The organism is Massilia alkalitolerans DSM 17462 (assembly GCF_000427785.1).
Classification (GTDB): Bacteria; Pseudomonadota; Gammaproteobacteria; order Burkholderiales; family Burkholderiaceae_D; genus Telluria; species Telluria alkalitolerans.
Map to the genome: position 1 here is coordinate 142,828 of NZ_ATYR01000004.1, position 16,750 is coordinate 159,577.

At 65.9% G+C, this 16,750-nt stretch carries 18 protein-coding genes; 8 read left to right on the plus strand and 10 right to left on the minus strand.

Annotated elements, in window-relative coordinates; all coding sequences use genetic code 11:
- The first annotated feature begins 20 nt into the window (after positions 1–20).
- The 4 genes from YWC_RS28515 (at position 21) to YWC_RS0106275 (ending at position 4,978) form a co-directional block, all read left to right on the plus strand.
- Positions 21–1,787 carry a DUF885 domain-containing protein gene (locus YWC_RS28515; RefSeq protein ID WP_051306271.1) on the plus strand — a complete coding sequence of 589 codons (1,767 nt, stop codon included), beginning with the start codon at positions 21–23 and terminating at the stop codon, positions 1,785–1,787.
- 84 nt (positions 1,788–1,871) lie between these two features.
- A complete protein-coding gene (gene gshA / locus YWC_RS0106265) occupies positions 1,872–3,476 on the plus strand; it encodes a glutamate--cysteine ligase (protein WP_036213358.1) in 1,605 nt (534 codons plus the stop codon).
- Positions 3,477–3,494: 18 nt separating this feature from the next.
- Positions 3,495–4,487 (plus strand): arginase family protein, encoded by a 993-nt coding sequence (locus YWC_RS0106270; protein WP_027864601.1) that lies wholly within the window; start codon positions 3,495–3,497, stop codon positions 4,485–4,487.
- Positions 4,488–4,525: 38 nt separating this feature from the next.
- Entirely contained in the window at positions 4,526–4,978 is a 453-nt protein-coding gene (locus YWC_RS0106275; protein WP_027864602.1) for a GNAT family N-acetyltransferase, read from the plus strand.
- On the opposite strand, the gene YWC_RS0106280 is transcribed toward YWC_RS0106275, so the two are convergent.
- The 5 genes from YWC_RS0106280 to YWC_RS0106300 form a co-directional block, all read right to left on the minus strand.
- Positions 4,975–5,412 (minus strand): PEP-CTERM sorting domain-containing protein, encoded by a 438-nt coding sequence (locus YWC_RS0106280; protein ID WP_169728092.1) that lies wholly within the window; start codon positions 5,410–5,412, stop codon positions 4,975–4,977. The two genes, YWC_RS0106275 and YWC_RS0106280, sit on opposite strands and share 4 nt — an antisense overlap.
- A 74-nt stretch (positions 5,413–5,486) precedes the next feature.
- Entirely contained in the window at positions 5,487–6,476 is a 990-nt protein-coding gene (locus YWC_RS28520) for an HAF repeat-containing protein (RefSeq protein WP_051306272.1), read from the minus strand.
- Between the two features lie 141 nt (positions 6,477–6,617).
- Positions 6,618–6,800 carry a hypothetical protein gene (locus tag YWC_RS28525; protein WP_036213362.1) on the minus strand — a complete coding sequence of 61 codons (183 nt, stop codon included), beginning with the start codon at positions 6,798–6,800 and terminating at the stop codon, positions 6,618–6,620.
- 123 nt (positions 6,801–6,923) lie between these two features.
- Complete coding sequence (locus tag YWC_RS0106295) at positions 6,924–7,361, minus strand: FKBP-type peptidyl-prolyl cis-trans isomerase (protein ID WP_027864605.1); 438 nt, start codon at positions 7,359–7,361, stop codon at positions 6,924–6,926.
- Positions 7,362–7,486: 125 nt separating this feature from the next.
- A complete protein-coding gene (locus YWC_RS0106300; RefSeq protein WP_027864606.1) occupies positions 7,487–9,364 on the minus strand; it encodes a potassium transporter Kup in 1,878 nt (625 codons plus the stop codon).
- 165 nt (positions 9,365–9,529) lie between these two features.
- Between YWC_RS0106300 and rarD the strand changes: the two genes are divergently transcribed.
- From rarD to YWC_RS0106315, 3 genes are all read left to right on the plus strand, one after another.
- Positions 9,530–10,423: an EamA family transporter RarD gene (gene rarD / locus YWC_RS0106305; protein WP_027864607.1), complete on the plus strand. Its 894-nt coding sequence runs from the start codon at positions 9,530–9,532 to the stop codon at positions 10,421–10,423.
- A 90-nt stretch (positions 10,424–10,513) separates the two neighbouring features.
- Entirely contained in the window at positions 10,514–12,181 is a 1,668-nt protein-coding gene (gene ettA, locus YWC_RS0106310) for an energy-dependent translational throttle protein EttA (RefSeq protein ID WP_027864608.1), read from the plus strand.
- Positions 12,182–12,348: 167 nt separating this feature from the next.
- Positions 12,349–12,882 (plus strand): REP-associated tyrosine transposase, encoded by a 534-nt coding sequence (locus YWC_RS0106315; RefSeq protein WP_027864609.1) that lies wholly within the window; start codon positions 12,349–12,351, stop codon positions 12,880–12,882.
- 49 nt (positions 12,883–12,931) lie between these two features.
- Here YWC_RS0106315 and YWC_RS0106320 read toward each other — a convergent pair whose 3' ends face one another.
- The gene (locus YWC_RS0106320; RefSeq protein ID WP_027864610.1) at positions 12,932–13,504 is read right to left on the minus strand and encodes a porin family protein; all 573 of its coding nucleotides are present in this window, start codon (positions 13,502–13,504) and stop codon (positions 12,932–12,934) included.
- A gap of 173 nt (positions 13,505–13,677) precedes the next feature.
- Positions 13,678–14,274 (minus strand): alpha-ketoglutarate-dependent dioxygenase AlkB family protein, encoded by a 597-nt coding sequence (locus YWC_RS0106325; protein WP_027864611.1) that lies wholly within the window; start codon positions 14,272–14,274, stop codon positions 13,678–13,680.
- A gap of 52 nt (positions 14,275–14,326) precedes the next feature.
- Here YWC_RS0106325 and YWC_RS0106330 point away from each other — a divergent pair, with 52 nt between their 5' ends.
- Positions 14,327–14,914 carry a putative pterin-binding protein gene (locus tag YWC_RS0106330; protein WP_027864612.1) on the plus strand — a complete coding sequence of 196 codons (588 nt, stop codon included), beginning with the start codon at positions 14,327–14,329 and terminating at the stop codon, positions 14,912–14,914.
- Here the strand turns inward: YWC_RS0106330 and YWC_RS0106335 are convergent.
- The 3 genes from YWC_RS0106335 to YWC_RS0106345 all read right to left on the minus strand — a co-directional run bounded on the left by YWC_RS0106335 (position 14,905) and on the right by YWC_RS0106345 (position 16,749).
- Complete coding sequence (locus YWC_RS0106335; RefSeq protein WP_027864613.1) at positions 14,905–15,267, minus strand: hypothetical protein; 363 nt, start codon at positions 15,265–15,267, stop codon at positions 14,905–14,907. The two genes, YWC_RS0106330 and YWC_RS0106335, sit on opposite strands and share 10 nt — an antisense overlap.
- A gap of 120 nt (positions 15,268–15,387) precedes the next feature.
- Positions 15,388–15,765 carry an MAPEG family protein gene (locus tag YWC_RS0106340; RefSeq protein ID WP_027864614.1) on the minus strand — a complete coding sequence of 126 codons (378 nt, stop codon included), beginning with the start codon at positions 15,763–15,765 and terminating at the stop codon, positions 15,388–15,390.
- 156 nt (positions 15,766–15,921) lie between these two features.
- A complete protein-coding gene (locus tag YWC_RS0106345) occupies positions 15,922–16,749 on the minus strand; it encodes a Rossmann-like and DUF2520 domain-containing protein (RefSeq protein ID WP_027864615.1) in 828 nt (275 codons plus the stop codon).
- Between the last annotated feature and the right edge of the window lies 1 nt (position 16,750).

Below are 16,750 nucleotides of genomic sequence, written 5' to 3' on the forward strand. Positions count from 1 at the left end.
GACCATTCCTTGGGTCCGGCATGCGCAAACTGTTCGCCTCGATCGTCCTGCTTGTTCCCTTCGTCTGCGGCGCCGCCGATACGACGACGGATGCCGCACGCCGGTTGTTCGAGCGCGAATGGCAGTGGCAGCTGCGCCAGCAGCCCGAGTATGCGACCACCATCGGCGAACACCGCTTCGACGCCAGCCTGAGCGACACCAGCCTGGCCGCCCGCGCCGCCGCCGCCGAGCACGCGCGCCAGGTCCTCGCCGAAATACGCCAGCTCGAGCGCGCGGAACTCGAGGGCCAGGACCGGATTTCCTACGACCTGTTCATCGCTCAGCGCGAACGCCTGCTGGCGGCCGACGCCTTCACGCCCTTCGATCCGCAGCCGCTGAGCAGCGTCGACGGCCTGCAGGTACGCCTGCCGCGGCTGGTCGCCGCGATGCCCTTCACCAGCGAGCTTGATTACCGCAATTACCTGGGACGCCTGGCCGCCCTGCCCGCGCACGTAGACGGCCTGGTCGAGCAGCTGCGCGCCGGGATGGCCGCCGGCTGGACCCAGCCGAAAACCGTGATGGCGCCGGTGCCGGCGGCCCTGCGCGCGCTGCACGAGGAGATCGCCACGGGCCCGCTGTTCGCGCCTTTCCTGCGCATCCCCGCCACGATCGAGCCGGAGACAAGGGACAAGCTGCTGGTGGACGGCATCTCGGCGCTGGGCAATGCCGCCCAGGCCCTGCACCGGCTGGAGGAGTTCGTGCGCACCGAGTACCTGCCGGCGGCGCGCGAGACCATCGGCGCGTCCAGCCTGCCCGGCGGCGCGGACTGGTATGCCTTCCTGGTACGCCATGCCACTACCACGCGCCTGACCCCGGGCCAGGTGCACGAGATCGGCCTGCGCGAAGTCACCCGCCTGCGCGCCGAGATGGCGGCGCTGGTGCCGCGCACCGGTTTTCGCGGCAACCTGGCGCAGTTCCTGAGCTTCGCGCGCACCGACCGGCGCCTGTTCTTCCCGGACCAGGAAGCCCTGCTGGCCCGCTACCGCAAGGCCGTGGCGCGCGCCAGTGCGAAACTGCCCCGGGTCGTGGCGACGGTGCCGGAAGCCGGCATCGCGGTCAAGCCGATGTCCGCGGAAGGCGCCGGCCAGCCGCTCGCCTATTACGAAGGCGGCAGCGAAGGCCGCAGCGCCGCGCTGGTGGTGAACGTGTCGCACCCTGGCCTGCGGCCGGCCTGGCAGGTCGACAGCGTGGCCCTGCACGAAGCGCTGCCGGGCCATCACCTGCAGGTGGCGCGCGCCCAGGAACTCGCATTGCCGGCCTTCCGCCGCCACGCCTGGTACCAGGCCTTCGGCGAAGGCTGGGCCACCTATGCCGAGGGCCTCGGCCCGGAACTGGGTTTCTTCGGCGACCCGTTCTCGCGTTTCGGCCACCTGAACGAAGAGGTGCTGCGCGCGGCGCGGCTGGTGGTGGACACCGGCATCCACACGCTGGGCTGGTCGCGCAAGGCGGCGATCGACTACCTGAACACCCACACCGCCAATCCGCCGCCCGATAACGAGGCGGAAGTCGACCGCATCATCGCCCAGCCGGCGCAGGCGCTCGGCTACAAGATCGGCCAGCTGCGCATCGCCGCGCTGCGCGAGCGCGCCGCCACCGTGCTGGGCCGGCGTTTCGACCTGCGCCGCTTCCACGACGTGGTGCTGGGGAACGGCGCCCTGCCGCTGGACGAGCTCCAGCGCCAGGTCGAGCGCTGGATCACGGCCGAACAGGCGCCGCCCACCCCTGCCATGGGCTCCTCGAAAGAATGAGGCGGTCGCCGACGCACTCCGCATTTTTCGGTTACTCTCTGCTCCAATCGAATTGGCAGTAAAAGAAAGGAAACACCCGTGGGTATGCAACCAGAGTCGAACCAACTACAGCGCCGCCTGGCCCTGCTCGACGACGATGAGCACCGCGCCCTGCTCGGCCAGGGCCTGCGCGGCATCGAGCGCGAAACCCTGCGCGTCGACCACAGCGGCCACCTGGCGCGCACCCCACATCCGGTCGAGCTCGGTTCCGCACTGACCCATCCGCAGATCACCACCGACTATGCCGAAGCCCTGCTGGAATTCATCACGCCGGCCGAGCACGACATCTCCGTGGTGCTGAACCACCTGGACGCCATCCACCGTTTCGCGCATGCGCGCCTGAAAGACGAGATGCTGTGGAGCGTGTCGATGCCGGGCGAACTGCCGTCCGAGGAAGACATCGAGATCGCGTGGTACGGCAAGTCGAACATCGGCATGCTCAAGCACGTCTACCGTCGCGGCCTGGCGCTGCGCTACGGGAAGGCGATGCAGTGCATCGCGGGCATCCACTACAACTACTCGCTGCCGGAAAAACTGTGGCAGCTGGTGGCCGCCAGCGAAGGCATCACGGAAGAACGCCGCCATGCGCTGCGCGACTTCCAGTCCGAAAGCTACATCGCGATGATCCGCAACTTCCGTCGCTACAGCTGGCTCCTGATGTACCTGTTCGGCGCCACCCCGGCCCTGACCACCAGCTTCCTGCGCGGCCGCCCGCACCGGCTCGAGACGCTATCCGACGACACGCTCTACCTGCCCTACGCGACCAGCCTGCGCATGAGCGACCTCGGCTACCAGAACGACGCCCAGTCCGGCCTGCGCCCGCACGAGAACAGCCTGGAAAGCTACGTCACCAGCCTGATGGCCGCCGTGAACACGCCTTACGAACCGTATGCGGCGCTCGGCACCAAGCGCGATGGCGAGTGGATCCAGCTCTCGACCAACGTGCTGCAGATCGAGAACGAGTACTACTCGACGATCCGTCCGAAGCGCGTGATCCGCACCGGCGAGCGTCCGGTGCAGGCGCTGTGCAACCGCGGGGTGCAGTACATCGAGGTGCGCTGCCTCGACGTCGACCCGTTCGAGCCAGTCGGCATCAGCCTGGAAACCGGCCGCTTCCTCGACGCCTTCCTGCTGTTCTGCGCCTTCGAGGAAAGCCCCCTGATTAGCGCCCACGAAGGCCAGGTCCACGCGCGCAACTTCGCCCGCACCGTCAAGGAAGGCCGCGACCCGGCCCTCACGCTCACCCGCGACGGTAGTGAAGTGCCGCTCAAGGACTGGGCACTGGAACTCATCGAACGCATCCGCCCGGTGGCGCAACTGCTCGACGACCAGCACAACGAAGGCAATGTGCACGAGTCCTCGCTCAACCTGCAGAAGGCCAAGATCATCAATCCGGCGCTGACCCCGTCGGCGCGGGTGCTGGAAGAGATCCGCAGCCTCGGCTCGGCCACCGCCTTCGGCCTGCGCCAGAGCGAGCTGCATGCGGCGAGCTTCCGCGACAGCCCCTTGATGCCGGCCGAGGAAGCCCTGTTCGACGAACTGGCCCGCAAGTCGGTGGACGAGCAGGCCGCGATCGAAGGCCAGGACAGCGGCAGCTTCGACGATTTCGTCGCCGCCTACAACTGCAGCAAACTGTGCAGCAACCAATAAGCATCGTCTTGCCCGCGCATGCTCACGTTCTACAACGAACACCACGCCCGGCAAGGCGCCTGCGCCACGGCGGCGCCGTGGGACGAGCAGCCTGACGCGGTCGCGCTGACGCTGGCGGAATTCGAGCGGCGCGGCCTGGGCCGCATCGTCACCCCGCACGGCGTGCCGCTGGTCTCGCTCGAGCGCGTGCACACGCCGCGCTACCTGCACTTCCTGCGCACGGCGTCGGGCGTGTGGAACGCGCTGGATGCATCGAACGCCGACCAGCCGCTGCTGCCGGTCCTGTGGCCGCCGCGCGGCGCACCGAGCGAGGCCGAGCCGGAGGACTTCTTCGCTCGCCTCGGCCTGTTCGCGTCCGACGGCCGCACGCCCATCACGGGCGGCACCTGGACCGCGGCCAGGACTGGCGCCGACTGCGCCATCAATGCGGCGCACGCGCTGCGCGTGGGCGAGCGCGCCAGCTTCGCGCTGACCCGGCCCGCGGGCCAGCATGCGCGCGCCGAAGGCTACGGCGGCGGCTGCTTCCTGAACAATGCCGCGCTGGCGGCCCAGCACCTGCTGGACGACGGTCTGGCGCGGGTAGCGATCCTCGACATCGCGCGCCACCACGGCCACGGTACCCAGGACATCTTCTACGCGCGCAGCGAGGTGCTGTTCGTGTCGATCCACCTGGACCCGCGCCAGGCCTACCCTTTCTATGCCGGCCATGCCGGCGAACAGGGCGTGGGTGCGGGGCTGGGCGCCAACATGAACCTGCCGCTGCCTCCGGAGTGCGGCAGCGGCCCCTGGCTCGCGGCGCTGGAAACGGCCTGCGTCAAGCTGGCCATGTTCCGGCCCGAGGCCCTGGTGGTCTCGCTGGGCGGCCTCGCCCCGGGCTTCGGCCTGCAGGGCGGCGACTTCCTGCGCATCGGCGAGCGCATTGCCCATCTCGGCCTGCCCACCACCTTCGTGTTCGAGGGCGGCGGCACGGGCGCCGTCAGCATCCTCGAAGGTTTCGAAACCGCCGCGTGAGCGTCCCGCCGCGCGGCCCCACCATCCCGACTTATCCCATGATCGACTGGCAGTTCTCCCATTTCAACGACCTCACTCCCGCCGAGCTGTACGCCGTGCTGGCCCAGCGCCAGGACGTGTTCATCCTCGAGCAGACCTGCCTCTATCCCGACATCGACGGGCTCGACCCCGTGGCGCACCACCTGCTGGGCTGGCGCACGGTCGACGGCGAGCGCCGGCTGGCCGCCTACCTGCGCGTGCTGGGCCCGGGCGTGAAATACCAGGAGATGTCGCTCGGCCGCGTCATCACGACCAAGGCCGCGCGCGGCAGCGGCGCCGGGCGCGCCCTGCTGCTTGAGGGCATCGCGCGCGCCGAAGCGCTCTATCCGGGCCACCGCATCCGCATCGGCGCCCAGCAATACCTGGAAAAGTTCTACCAGGGCTTCGGCTTCGAGACCGTCTCCGCGCCGTATGACGAAGACGGCATCATGCACATCGATATGCTGCGCTAGGAAAAGCGCAGGCTTTCCCGCCTGCCCGAGCTGCGCCACCCCGCCAGCAGCACCAGTCCGGCCGTCAGCAACGCATAGCTGCCCGGCTCGGGCACCGCGGAGACCGGGTCCGGCTGCACCGACAGGCAATCGCCGTCCCGGCAGGCCTTGCCGAGGATGTGCTGGTCATCCTTGATCTCGTAGGGGAGGCTGTCCCAGCCTCCGGGGCTGCCCGGGTCGACAAAGGCCCCATCCCGGTACAGGAAAGCGTACCCGGTCCAAAGGGCATCAGCCTCTTCGCAGGTCAAGGCGCCCGCCATCTGTCCCACGCCCGCAACCGTATTGCCGACGATGTCGCCTTCATCGTTCATGGCCGAGTAGATGGGTTCTGCCATTGCCAGGACCGGGCAGGCCAGCAGGACCAGCAAGCAGCCGCGAAAAGTTTTTCCATCCATGTTCGCTTTAGCCTTATCTGAATCACAAGCTTGAGGCATGCATGGATGGACACTCTGCGCTAGCTCAGGCGAGCTCAGAGCTCGAGCAGCACCGCGCGGCATTCGCCGTAGAGGGTGCAGGCATAGGCGGCGATCTGCTGGGCGTCGTTGATGCCGACCGCATCGAGCACCGTCCAGATGCCGCGCTTGGCGACCAGGTCGTTCAGGTCATGCATCACGCCGTCGCGGTACAGGAAGGCGTGCGAAAAACTCGCGCCGGGCACGTGGTTCGCCTGGGTCGAGTAGCCGACCACCATCCCGGCATTGTTCAGGGCCCGCGCGTCGGTGTAGGGGCCGCCGAGCGAGCCGATGTCGAGCATCGCGCCGCCGCGGTACAGGAAGGCGTGCTGGACGTCGTCGTTCACGAAGCTCATGCCGGCCACCTCGCCGCGCTCGTTGATGGCCGCGGCCGTGCTGGTGGGGCCGCCGAGCGTCCCGAGGTCCTTCATCACGCCGTTCGCGTACGTAAAGGCGTGCTGGGCCGTGAAACCGCGCAGGAAGGACATGCCGGCCACGGTGCCGGTGCCGTTGATCCCGGTCGCGCGCGCGACACCGCTGCCGAGGCTGCCGATCGCGCTCATCTTGCCGCCGGAAACCACGAAGGCGCGGTCGTTGCCGTTGCGGTCCAGTGCGTACCCGGCCACCTGGCCGCTCGCATTGATGGCCGTGCCGAAGCTCGGCCGGCCGTTCAGCATGCCGAGGTCGCGCAGCACGCCGCCCTGGTACATGAAGGCGTGGGACAACCCGTTCTTCGCCTCCGACGAACCGGCAACCTGGGCGTTCGCGCCGATGGCCGCGGCCGCGCTCCCGTTGCCGCCGAGCGTGCCCAGGCGTGTGAGCACGCCGCGCGCCCACAGGAAGCCGCGGCCGTCGGCTCCGACGCCGACGATGCGCCCGCTGGCGTCGATGGCGTGGGGCGTGGTGTCGGGCGGGAGGAAGGTCATTTTGTAGAGAGTCTGGCTGTGCGCGGTGAGCGGAGCGGCAAGCGAGGAGGACAGGACGAGGGCGAGCAGGGAATGACGCATGACTTTCCTTTGATGCTTGAGTGAAGAGGACTTTCAGCATCTCGAATAGCCGAGCCAGCAGGTTTGAGATAGATCAATGTCCAAAATCTCATTTCTTCAGAGCGTAATCGGCTTCTGGCTGAGTAGCGTATTAGCGACTCATCAGTTCCGCTGCGCCGCCAGCCGCCCCGCCAAGCACACGACCAGCCCCGCCAGCAGCAACCAGCCGTCCGGCTCGCCCTGCACCGCGGGCAGCGGCAGGCATGCCGGGGGCGCCGTGGGCGCCGCCGTGCCGGCGGACGATGAATAAAAGAAGAAGACAGGGAGGAAAAGAAGGGTTCGCATGGCGCACGGGAGCTTCGTCGGGATCAGCAGCTTCAGGCATGAAGCGGACCCGGCCTGTGCGCCAGCGCAGGCGTGCGCGCAAAAAAAAACCGGGGCAGCGCCCCGGTCCTGGCCAGCAAGACCTTACTCGATCTTGGTCAGGGTGATCTCGAAGATCAGGCCATTGCCGCCCGGAATGCCGTTCGAGCCTTTATCGCCATAGCCCAGGCTTGCCGGCACTTCGATGGTGCGCTTGCCGCCCACTTTCATGCCGAGCACGCCCTGCTGGAAGCCAGGGATGACGCTCGTCGAGCCCAGCAGGAAGGAGAAGCTGTTCGACTCGAGCTGGGTGCCCTTGTGGTCGGCGATCGCCGTGTTGTACAGCCACAGGGTATAGGTGACGGTGGCGGTCTTGCCGTTGACGGCTTCCGCGCCGGTGCCCAGGACGTTGTCGGTCTTGACCAGTGCGGTCGGGTTGTTCGGGTTGACAACAGGCGAACTGGAATCGTCGCCACCGCCGCCGCAGGCGGTCAGGCTCAGGATGACGACAAAAGCGGCGATCAGGGGGAACTTCAGTTTCATGGGGCGGGTCCTTGGGTACGGAGGTGCAGAAAGTTTATGCAGCGAAACTCTGCACCTTACCCGAGCCCTCCACGGGCGTCTATCCCTGGACTGTCCGCCTTTTGTATTTTTCTGTAATGAGGGACTTAAATCTCCACCTGCGTGCCGAGCTCGATGACGCGGTTGGGCGGGATCTGGTAATAATCGGCCGCGGCACGCGCATTGCGCGACAACATCACGAACAGGTGCTCGCGCCATGGCGCCATGCCGCCGCCCGGGGCCGAGATCACGGTCTGGCGCGCGATGAAGAAGGAGGTCTCCATCATCTCGAAGGTCAAGCCCAGTCCGCCGCACTGGCGCAGGATGCCGGGGATGTCCGGCTCGTCCTTGAAGCCGTACTGGACGTCGAGCTGGAAGCAGTTGTGGCCGAGCTCCACCACCTCGACCTGCTCTTCCGCCGGCACCCAGGGCACTTCGCGCATGTGCACCGTGAGGAAGACGACGCGCTCGTGCAGGACCTTGTTGTGCGACAGGTTGTGCAGCAGCGCATGCGGCACGCCGTCGCTCTCGCCGCGCAGGAACAGCGCGGTGCCCGGCACGCGCGCCGGCGGCGCCACGAACAGCGACTCCATGAAGGCGTCCAGCGGGATCGCATGCTTTTCCAGGTTCTCGAACACCAGCTCGCGGCCGCGCTTCCAGGTCAGCATCAGGGTCAGCAGGATGGTGCCGAGCAGCAGCGGGAACCAGCCGCCGTGCAAGAGCTTGAGCGTGGTCGACGAGAACAGCAGCACGTCGATCACCAGGAAGAAGCCGGTCGCGCCCACGCACACCACCAGCGGCAGGTGCCAGCGGTAGCGGGTGACGAAGAAGGTCAGGATGGTGGTCGCCATCATGGTCGCGGTCACGGCGATGCCGTAGGCGCCGGCCAGCCCGTCAGAGGAACCGAAGCCGATCACGGCGATCAGCACGATGGCCAGCTGCAGCCAGTTGACGGCCGGGATGTAGATCTGGCCGATCTCGCTTTCCGAGGTGTGCAGGATGCGCATGCGCGGCAGCAGGCCCAGCGCGATCGCCTGCTTGGTCATCGAATAGGTGCCGGAGATGGTCGCCTGCGACGCGATCACGGCCGCCATGGTCGACAGGATCACCAGCGGGATCACGCTCCAGGTGCCGAGCTGGTGGAAGAAGGGATTCTCGACCGCGCTCGGATCGTTGATCAGGAGGCCGCCCTGGCCGAGGTAGTTCAGCACCAGGGCCGGGTAGGCGATCGCAAACCAGGCCAGGCGGATCGGCTTGCGCCCGAAATGGCCCATGTCGGCGTACAGGGCCTCGGCCCCGGTGATCGCCAGCACCACCGCGCCCAGCGCCACGAAAGCGAGCAGCTTGTTCTCGAGCATGAAGTGCAGCGCATGGTAGGGATTGAGCGCGTTCAGGATCACCGGCGTGGCGATGATGTTGATGACGCCCATGGTCGCCAGCGCGATGAACCAGACCAGCATGACCGGCCCGAAGAAGCGGCCGATGCCGGCGGTGCCGTGGCGCTGCACGCTGTAGAGAAGCACCAGCACCACCACCGCCAGCGGCACCACGTAGTGCGACATGCCGGGCGCCGCCACTTCCAGGCCCTCGATCGCGCCCAGCACCGAGATCGCCGGCGTGATCACGCTGTCGCCGTAGAACATGGTGGCGCCCAGCACGCCGATCACCAGGAGCGGGAAATGCCAGCGCGAGGCCTTGGTGACCGAATTGGTGGCCAGGGCCATCAAGGCCATGATGCCGCCTTCGCCACGGTTGTCGGCGCGCAGCACCAGCGTGACGTACTTGAGCGAGACGATGATCGTCAGGCTCCAGAAGATCAGGGAAATGATGCCGAGGATGTTGGGGGTGTTGAGGGGGAGGCCGTGCTCGTGGTGGAAGATCGCGCGCAGGGTGTAGAGAGGGCTGGTGCCGATATCGCCGTAGACGATGCCGATGGCGGCCAGCGTCAGCGCCGCGACACTGCTCTTCTTGTTTTCGGTACTCAAGTTTGCACCATGGTTTTGTTATTGGTGCAGCGCACCATAAAATAACAGCAAGAAAATTGCAAGAAGATTTCGTATTGATAGTACATCCTCTAAAAACTGGTTGCGCCTGCAGAGAAACTGCGCATCAGGGATAATGTCACCTCAGCAATCGCCCTCCTTTTCCCCATGCGCTCCGGTATCCTGTCCGCCGCCCTCGCCTTCCTGTGCTGGGGGCTGTTCCCTATTTATTTCCATGCGCTCGGCGACGTGCCGCCGGTGCAGATCCTGGCGCACCGGGTGCTGTGGTCACTTGCTTTTCTCCTTCTTGTGCTGGCCTTGCGGCGCCAGTGGAAATGGTTATCTCAGGTACGCCAGCCGCGCGTGTTCTGGAGCTTCGTCGCCTCCGCCCTCCTGCTCTCGGCCAACTGGCTGGTGTACATCTGGGCGGTGAAGAATGGGCACGTGATCGAGGCCAGCCTCGGCTACTTCATCAATCCGCTGGTGAACATCATGTTCGGCTACCTGCTGCTGAAGGAACGCATGCGTCCGGCGCAATGGTGCGCCATCGCGATCGCCGCGCTGGGCGTGGGCTGGCTCACCTGGCAGTCGGGTTCGGTACCCTGGATCGCGCTGTTCCTGGCCGCGTCCTTCGGCGGCTACGGCCTGCTGCGCAAGACCGCGGCGCTCGGCGCGCTCGAGGGCCTGTCCTTCGAGACCATGGTGCTGTTCCCGTTCGCGGCCGCCTATGTCGGCTGGCTGACCGTCACCGGCGACAACGCCTTCCTGAACGCGCCGCTGGACTCGACCCGCATCCTGCTGATCATGGCCGGTCCGATCACGGCGATCCCGCTGCTGCTGTTCGCGACCGGCGCGCGCAAGATCCCGCTGTCGATCCTGGGCCTGCTGCAGTACCTGTCGCCGACCATCCAGTTCCTGCTGGGCGTGTGGCTGTTCCACGAAGCCTTCAGCAGCGACCGCCTGGTCGGCTTCCTGATGATCTGGGCCGCGCTGGCGCTGTTTGCCGGCGAAGGCCTGTGGCGCAACCGGAGCGCGGCAAGCCGCGCCGCGCAGGCAGGCTGATTCCGCCCCGCGCCCGGACAGACGAAAGTCCTATCTCGGGCGCGGGTTCTGTCGTATCCTCTGCACCTTAAACAACACCAGAGTTAAAGCATGGCCAATTACGTCTATACCATGAATCGCGTGGGCAAAATCGTCCCGCCAAAACGTCAAATCCTGAAAGATATTTCCCTGTCCTTCTTCCCGGGTGCGAAGATCGGCGTGCTGGGCCTGAACGGCTCGGGCAAGTCGACCCTGCTGAAGATCATGGCCGGCATCGACACCGACATCCAGGGCGAAGCGCGGCCGATGCCGGGCCTGAACATCGGCTACCTGCCGCAGGAACCGCAGCTCGATCCGGAAAAGACCGTGCGCCAGGAAGTGGAAAGCGGCCTGGGCGAAGCCTTCGAGGCGCAAGCCAAGCTGGAAGCCGTGTACGCCGCCTATGCGGAAGAAGACGCGGACTTCGATGCCCTGGCCAAGGAACAGGAGCGCCTGGAAGCCATCATCTCGTCGTCGGACGGCGGCAACCTGAATCTGCAACTGGAAATGGCCGCCGACGCGCTGCGCCTGCCGCCGTGGGACGCGAAGATCGCCGTGCTGTCGGGCGGCGAGAAGCGCCGCGTGGCGCTGTGCAAGCTGCTGCTCTCGAAGCCGGACATGCTGCTGCTGGACGAACCGACCAACCACCTGGACGCCGAATCGGTCGAGTGGCTGGAGCAGTTCCTGCTGCGCTTCCCGGGCACCGTGGTCGGCATTACCCACGACCGCTACTTCCTCGACAACGCCGCCGAATGGATCCTGGAACTGGACCGCGGTTCGGGCATCCCATGGAAGGGCAATTACTCCTCGTGGCTGGACCAGAAACAGGCGCGCCTGAAGCAGGAAGAAGCGACCGAATCGGCACGCCAGAAGGCGCTGGCCAAGGAACTCGAGTGGGCGCGCCAGAACCCGAAGGCACGCCAGGCCAAGTCCAAGGCCCGCCTGGCCCGCTTCAACGAGCTGAGCGAATTCGAATACCAGAAGCGCAACGAGACCCAGGAGATCTTCATTCCCGTGGCCGAGCGCCTGGGCAACGAAGTCATCGAGTTCAAGAACGTCTCGAAGGCCTTCGGCGACCGCCTGCTGATCGACAACCTGTCCTTCACCGTGCCGCCGGGCGCGATCGTCGGCATCATCGGCCCGAACGGCGCCGGTAAGTCGACCCTGTTCAAGATGATCGCCGGCAAAGAGCAGCCGGACAGCGGCGAAGTCGTGATCGGCAAGACCGCCAAGGTCTCGCTGGTCGACCAGAGCCGCGACGAGCTGGCCAACAACAAGACCGTGTTCGAGGACGTCACCGGCGGCGCCGACATGCTGAGCGTGGGCCGCTTCGAGATGCCGTCGCGCGCCTATCTCGGCCGCTTCAACTTCAAGGGTTCCGACCAGCAGAAGGTGGTCGGCAACCTGTCGGGCGGCGAACGCGGCCGCCTGCACCTGGCCAAGACCCTGCTGCAAGGCGGCAACGTGCTGCTGCTGGACGAACCGTCGAACGACCTCGACGTGGAGACCCTGCGCGCGCTGGAAGACGCCCTGCTCGAGTTCGCCGGCAGCGTGATGGTGATCTCGCACGACCGCTGGTTCCTGGACCGCATCGCGACCCACATCCTGGCCTTCGAAGGTAACTCGCAGGTGACCTTCTTCGACGGTAACTATCAGGAATACGAAGCCGACAAGAAGAAGCGCCTGGGCGAAGAAGGCGCCAAGCCGAAGCGTATCCGCTACAAGCCGCTCACGACCTGAGCTCATCAGTAAGTGTTTGTTATATAAAAGAAAACCCCGCTTTGCGGGGTTTTTTTATCACCGGAAACGAACGCGGCTTCGAAACCGTCGTGTGTAAAATCCTTGGCGATTGGGCCGGATGGCCGGCGATGTCCGCTGCCTTTGCAAGGCAGGGACTGACGGAGCCTATGATTGATTACCGCAACAACCGCGTCCCGGGCGGGACCTTCTTTTTCACGGTGCGACTGCTCGAACGCGGCAGCACCTTGTTGACAGACCATATCTCCGCCTTTGGTGAAGCGATGCGCCTGGCGCGCGTGCGCAAGCCCTTCCATGTCGATGCCTGGGTGGTCCTGCCGGACCATGCGCATGCGATGTGGACGCTGCCGCCGGGCGACCACGACTGCTCGAGCCGCTGGCGCGCGGTCAAGATCGCCTTTTCCAAGGCCTTGCGCAAGTCCACCATGCCGGAGGCGACCGACGGCACGATCTGGGAACGCCACTACCAGCACTACCGGGTCGGCGACGACGACGAGTACGCGGCACTGGTCGACTACACCCACCTCGATGCGGTACGGCACGGCTTCTGCAGCCATCCGCGCGAGTGGCCGTGGTCTTCGCTGCATCGCTTCGTCAATGCCGGCCACGCGATGCCGGCGCCGGAACTGGTCGTGCCGCCCTGGGTGCACCGGCCGCAGCCGCACGGCTACGCGCGTTTGTAGGAAAAACAAAAGGCCCCGCAGGGCCTTTTGTCGTTGGAGCGATGGACGTTTAGAAAGCGTACTTGGCGCCGATGGTCCAGACGTCGGCCTTCGCGCCGAAGTCCTTGCTCTTGCCATAGCGCTCGTATTCGCCGATCAGCGACACGTTCTGGTTCAGCTTGTACTCCGCGCCGAGCGCGCCATAAGCCTCGGTCTTGCTGCGGCTCATGTTTTGCGAGGCATTGATCAGTTCCAGCTCGCTCTTGGTGCGCGCCGCGCCGAGCTTGCCGTAGACCGAGAACTGTTCGTTGACCGGCAGGGTGGCCTTGGCCGCCAGGTAGAAAGCGTGACCATCGGTCTCGCCGCGGTTGTTCACGCCGCCGATCGAATAGTTGACGTCCGACTTGCGGAAATCGGTATAGCCCGCTTCGACACCCCAGTTCTGGTCGAACTCATAGCCGCCGAAAATCTTGCCGGAGGCCTTGTAGCCTTCGGTATCGACATTGGTCGCGCCGGACATCTTGAAATCATGATCGGCGCTTGCCACACCGGCGCCGACATAGGCGCGTGGCGCTGTGGTCTGGGCCTGGGCCGCCGACATGGCGGCCGCGGATGCGATCAGTGCAACGATGAGCTTTTTCATGCGAATCCTTTTACTTTGGCTGGTTCGCGATTCCCATTGAATCGCGATACTGCCAAGGTAGCATCGGTTTCGCTTTATTAAAGTCCCAGGGCCGTAAAAACTGTAAGCAGTTGTAAATTACTGACTCAAGCGTTAGATAATTCTCCGAAAAGATACGGAAAGTAGCGTGCTGATTAGACGATGTTGCGGAAAGTTAGGTTCAGGCGTGCGCCGACGGGCTTGGCCGTTTTGTTGATCCCGTGCATCCAGTTGGCCTGCATCGGGCCAGCCATGAACAGCAGGCTGCCGTCCGTCAGCGGCAGTTTCAGGGTCTCTTTCGTGTGTTTGTGGCGCAGGATGAAGGGCCTGGTCGCGCCGAAGCTGAGCGAGGCGATGGCCGGCTGCGAGCCCAGCTCGGGCTCGTCGTCGCTGTGCATGCCCATGCTGTCTCGGCCGTCGCGGTAATAGTTCAGGAGCACGCTGTTGTAGCGCCGGCCGGTGACCGCCTCGACTGCCCGGCGGATGGTATCGAGCAGCGGCGTGAACGGGAGCGGCGCCAGGCTCAGGCCCGAATAGCGGTAGCCCTTCTCGCCATGCCAGGCGCTCAGGCGCGGCTGCAGGTGGCGCTTGCCATAGACGACGACGCTTTCCTCGCGCCAGGCGGTTTCTTCGATCAGGCGCGCCAGCACCACCTCGTTCGGCCAGGGCAGTGGCAACTGGGGCAGGAAGGCCAGTTCCCCATCGCGAATGGGAATCGGGGCAAGCGTGCAGGCTGAGGTAAACAAGTCCATTGTGCAATATCTGTGGCTATGATGACGGTTTTCCGCCACCACGCATTTTCGCATGGACAAACGTCACTTCCTGGGCGCGGCACTTGCCTCCAGCGCCCTGCCCGCCATTGCCGCACCGGCCCCGGCGCCGGCCGGCGGACCTGCCCTGCTCACCATCACGGGTGATATCAAGCGCAGCAACCGCGCTGGCCTCGACCCGGTACGCGACCAGATGATGTTCAAGCAGAAGCTGGCATTCACGCGCGCCTTGGCGCTGGATTTCGCGGCGATCGCGGCCTTGCCGGTCCAGACGATCCGGCCGACGCTGGAATACGACGGCAAGCCGCATACCCTGCGCGGACCGCTGCTGCTTGAGGTACTGGCCCTGGCCGGTGTGCGTCCCGGCGACACCGGCAAGGTCCTCTTGCGTGCGGTGGACGGCTATGCCGCCGCCGTCCCGATGGGCCAGCTGCGTGCCTGGAAATTCATCGTCGCGACCCATCTCGACGGGCAGCCGATGGCGCTGGGTGGATTGGGGCCCTTGTGGGCGGTGTACGACGCGGACCGCGTGCCGGCAATGGCGGCGCGGCCGGTCAGGGAGCGCTTCGGGGCTTGCCCCTGGGCGCTGTATCACATCGAGGTATTAGCGGATCAGGCGTAGGCTTCGGCCAGGCTCATGACGCGCGGCGTCACCGTGACGCCGACATTGCCGAACAGGGCTTCGATCGCCGCCAGGTTGGCCTTGCATTCCTCGGCTTTCCAGCCGTTGAACAGGTCGGTGCCGTCCTTCTGGAAGTGCAGGTCCAGCACCTTGCCCTTGTCCTTGTGGACATAGCTCTGCTGGTGGGTGTTCCTGAAGCCGAGTTCGGCCAGGCCCGCCAGCACGGTTTGCGGCGGATTGTCCGGATCGGTCGCCAGGAAAACACCGAAGGTCTTGCCCGGCGGTTTGGCGGCAACGTCGACTTCATAGATCCCCGGGGCCTTGGTGACGCTGGTGCTCTTCAGGAACAGCATAGGTTCTCCTTCTCCTGTTGCCCGCGCGGCCATGCTGGCGGGCGGACGGTTATTGGTATCAGCGTCCTAGCTTATTGCTCTGCGGGAACTTTGTCGATCACTGTATGCACTTTTTTGGCGTTAGCGCAGTAACAGGCCCCATACGGTGCCGCCAATTAACAACGCGCAAGCCAGCATTCCCGTAATAAACCCCAGTTCGCGCTTCGCCGGGTCGCGGTAATAGCCGAGCGCATAGGCGATGCGGCCCAGGCACCACAGCAGGCCGCCAGCCGCCGCCCACAGGTCGCCCAGGTAGAAGGCGCACAGCCACAGCGGCACCAGCACCAGGGGCAGTTGTTCGAGGGTATTGGCCTGTACGCGCTGGCAGCGCAGGAACTCTTCCGGCCCTTCCATCATCGGCGCTGGCACATCGTGGCGGATGCGGGCACGGCCGGCATTTACGCCGGTCCAGAAATAGACACCGAGCGCGGCCAGGGTGGCCCAGGCGGTGAAGAACATCGGAACTCCTGTGGATAAAGCTTTGGATAAGAACATGGAAAGGCCTTGGAAAAACCGGGGAAAAGCGCGTGGATAAGCCTTGGATAAGACCTGGACAAGCGCTGGATAAGCGGTGGGATATCCCTTGGAAAAGCGCTGGACAAGCCCTGGATAAGTTCAGGATTCGCCGCGCTTGCGGCGCGCCAGCTCGACGGTCGGCGGCACCAGCGCTTCGTACAGGCGGCCGGTGGCGGCATCCCAGCGCATGACCGCCTCCTGTTGGCGCGCCACCGTGGCGAAGTCGCCGCGCGCCACCGGTCCGCTGAGCGCCGCCTCAGGGCCCAGGCGGAACACGTTAGCCAGGGCTTCCGTAGCGAGCGGCCGCGCCAGTTCGCGCGCCACCTCCGCCGGCACGCCGGCCGCTTCATAGGCGCGCAGGGCGGCGTCGACCACCGTCACCAGGTAATTCGACGCGAACACGGCGGCCGCGTGGTAGACCGTCTTGGCGGCCGGGTCGATACGCACCAGGCGCGCGCCGATCGCCGCAAAGGCCGGCTCCAGCAGCCCCAGCGCTTCCTCGTCGCCCTCGATGCCGCAGAAGGTGCCGGCGAAATCCGCAGCCACGGCTTGCGGGTCGGCGAAGCTGCGCACCGGATGCACGCTGGCGACGTGGGCGCCGGCCGCGCGCGCCGCCTGCAATTCGCCGGAGGCCTTGGCGCCGCTGCAGTGGAACACGATCGCTCCCGCCAGCTGCCCGTGCGTCGCCAGGGCTTCGTTGGCCGGCACGATGGCGTCGTCGCCCACGGCCAGCATCCACACCTGGGCCGGGCGCATCTGCGCGAGCGTGGTGCAGGCCTGGCCGGCGCCGATGAAATCGACCGCCTCGCGGGCGCTGGCAGCGTTGCGGGTCAGGACGTCCTGCACGGTGAAGGCGCCGCCGGACGCGAACAGGCGCGCAAGCGCCCGGCCGACGTGGCCGGCGCCGACCAGGTTCAGCGTCGCCACC

Coding starts and splice junctions, on each gene's coding strand:
- YWC_RS28515 (WP_051306271.1), top strand. CDS start 21: ATGCGCAAACTGTTCGCCTCGATCGTCCTGCTTGTTCCCTTCGTCTGC.
- gshA (WP_036213358.1), top strand. CDS start 1,872: ATGCAACCAGAGTCGAACCAACTACAGCGCCGCCTGGCCCTGCTCGAC.
- YWC_RS0106270 (WP_027864601.1), top strand. CDS start 3,495: ATGCTCACGTTCTACAACGAACACCACGCCCGGCAAGGCGCCTGCGCC.
- YWC_RS0106275 (WP_027864602.1), top strand. CDS start 4,526: ATGATCGACTGGCAGTTCTCCCATTTCAACGACCTCACTCCCGCCGAG.
- YWC_RS0106280 (WP_169728092.1), bottom strand. CDS start 5,412: ATGGATGGAAAAACTTTTCGCGGCTGCTTGCTGGTCCTGCTGGCCTGC.
- YWC_RS28520 (WP_051306272.1), bottom strand. CDS start 6,476: ATGCGTCATTCCCTGCTCGCCCTCGTCCTGTCCTCCTCGCTTGCCGCT.
- YWC_RS28525 (WP_036213362.1), bottom strand. CDS start 6,800: ATGCGAACCCTTCTTTTCCTCCCTGTCTTCTTCTTTTATTCATCGTCC.
- YWC_RS0106295 (WP_027864605.1), bottom strand. CDS start 7,361: ATGAAACTGAAGTTCCCCCTGATCGCCGCTTTTGTCGTCATCCTGAGC.
- rarD (WP_027864607.1), top strand. CDS start 9,530: ATGCGCTCCGGTATCCTGTCCGCCGCCCTCGCCTTCCTGTGCTGGGGG.
- ettA (WP_027864608.1), top strand. CDS start 10,514: ATGGCCAATTACGTCTATACCATGAATCGCGTGGGCAAAATCGTCCCG.
- YWC_RS0106315 (WP_027864609.1), top strand. CDS start 12,349: ATGATTGATTACCGCAACAACCGCGTCCCGGGCGGGACCTTCTTTTTC.
- YWC_RS0106320 (WP_027864610.1), bottom strand. CDS start 13,504: ATGAAAAAGCTCATCGTTGCACTGATCGCATCCGCGGCCGCCATGTCG.
- YWC_RS0106325 (WP_027864611.1), bottom strand. CDS start 14,274: ATGGACTTGTTTACCTCAGCCTGCACGCTTGCCCCGATTCCCATTCGC.
- YWC_RS0106330 (WP_027864612.1), top strand. CDS start 14,327: ATGGACAAACGTCACTTCCTGGGCGCGGCACTTGCCTCCAGCGCCCTG.
- YWC_RS0106335 (WP_027864613.1), bottom strand. CDS start 15,267: ATGCTGTTCCTGAAGAGCACCAGCGTCACCAAGGCCCCGGGGATCTAT.
- YWC_RS0106340 (WP_027864614.1), bottom strand. CDS start 15,765: ATGTTCTTCACCGCCTGGGCCACCCTGGCCGCGCTCGGTGTCTATTTC.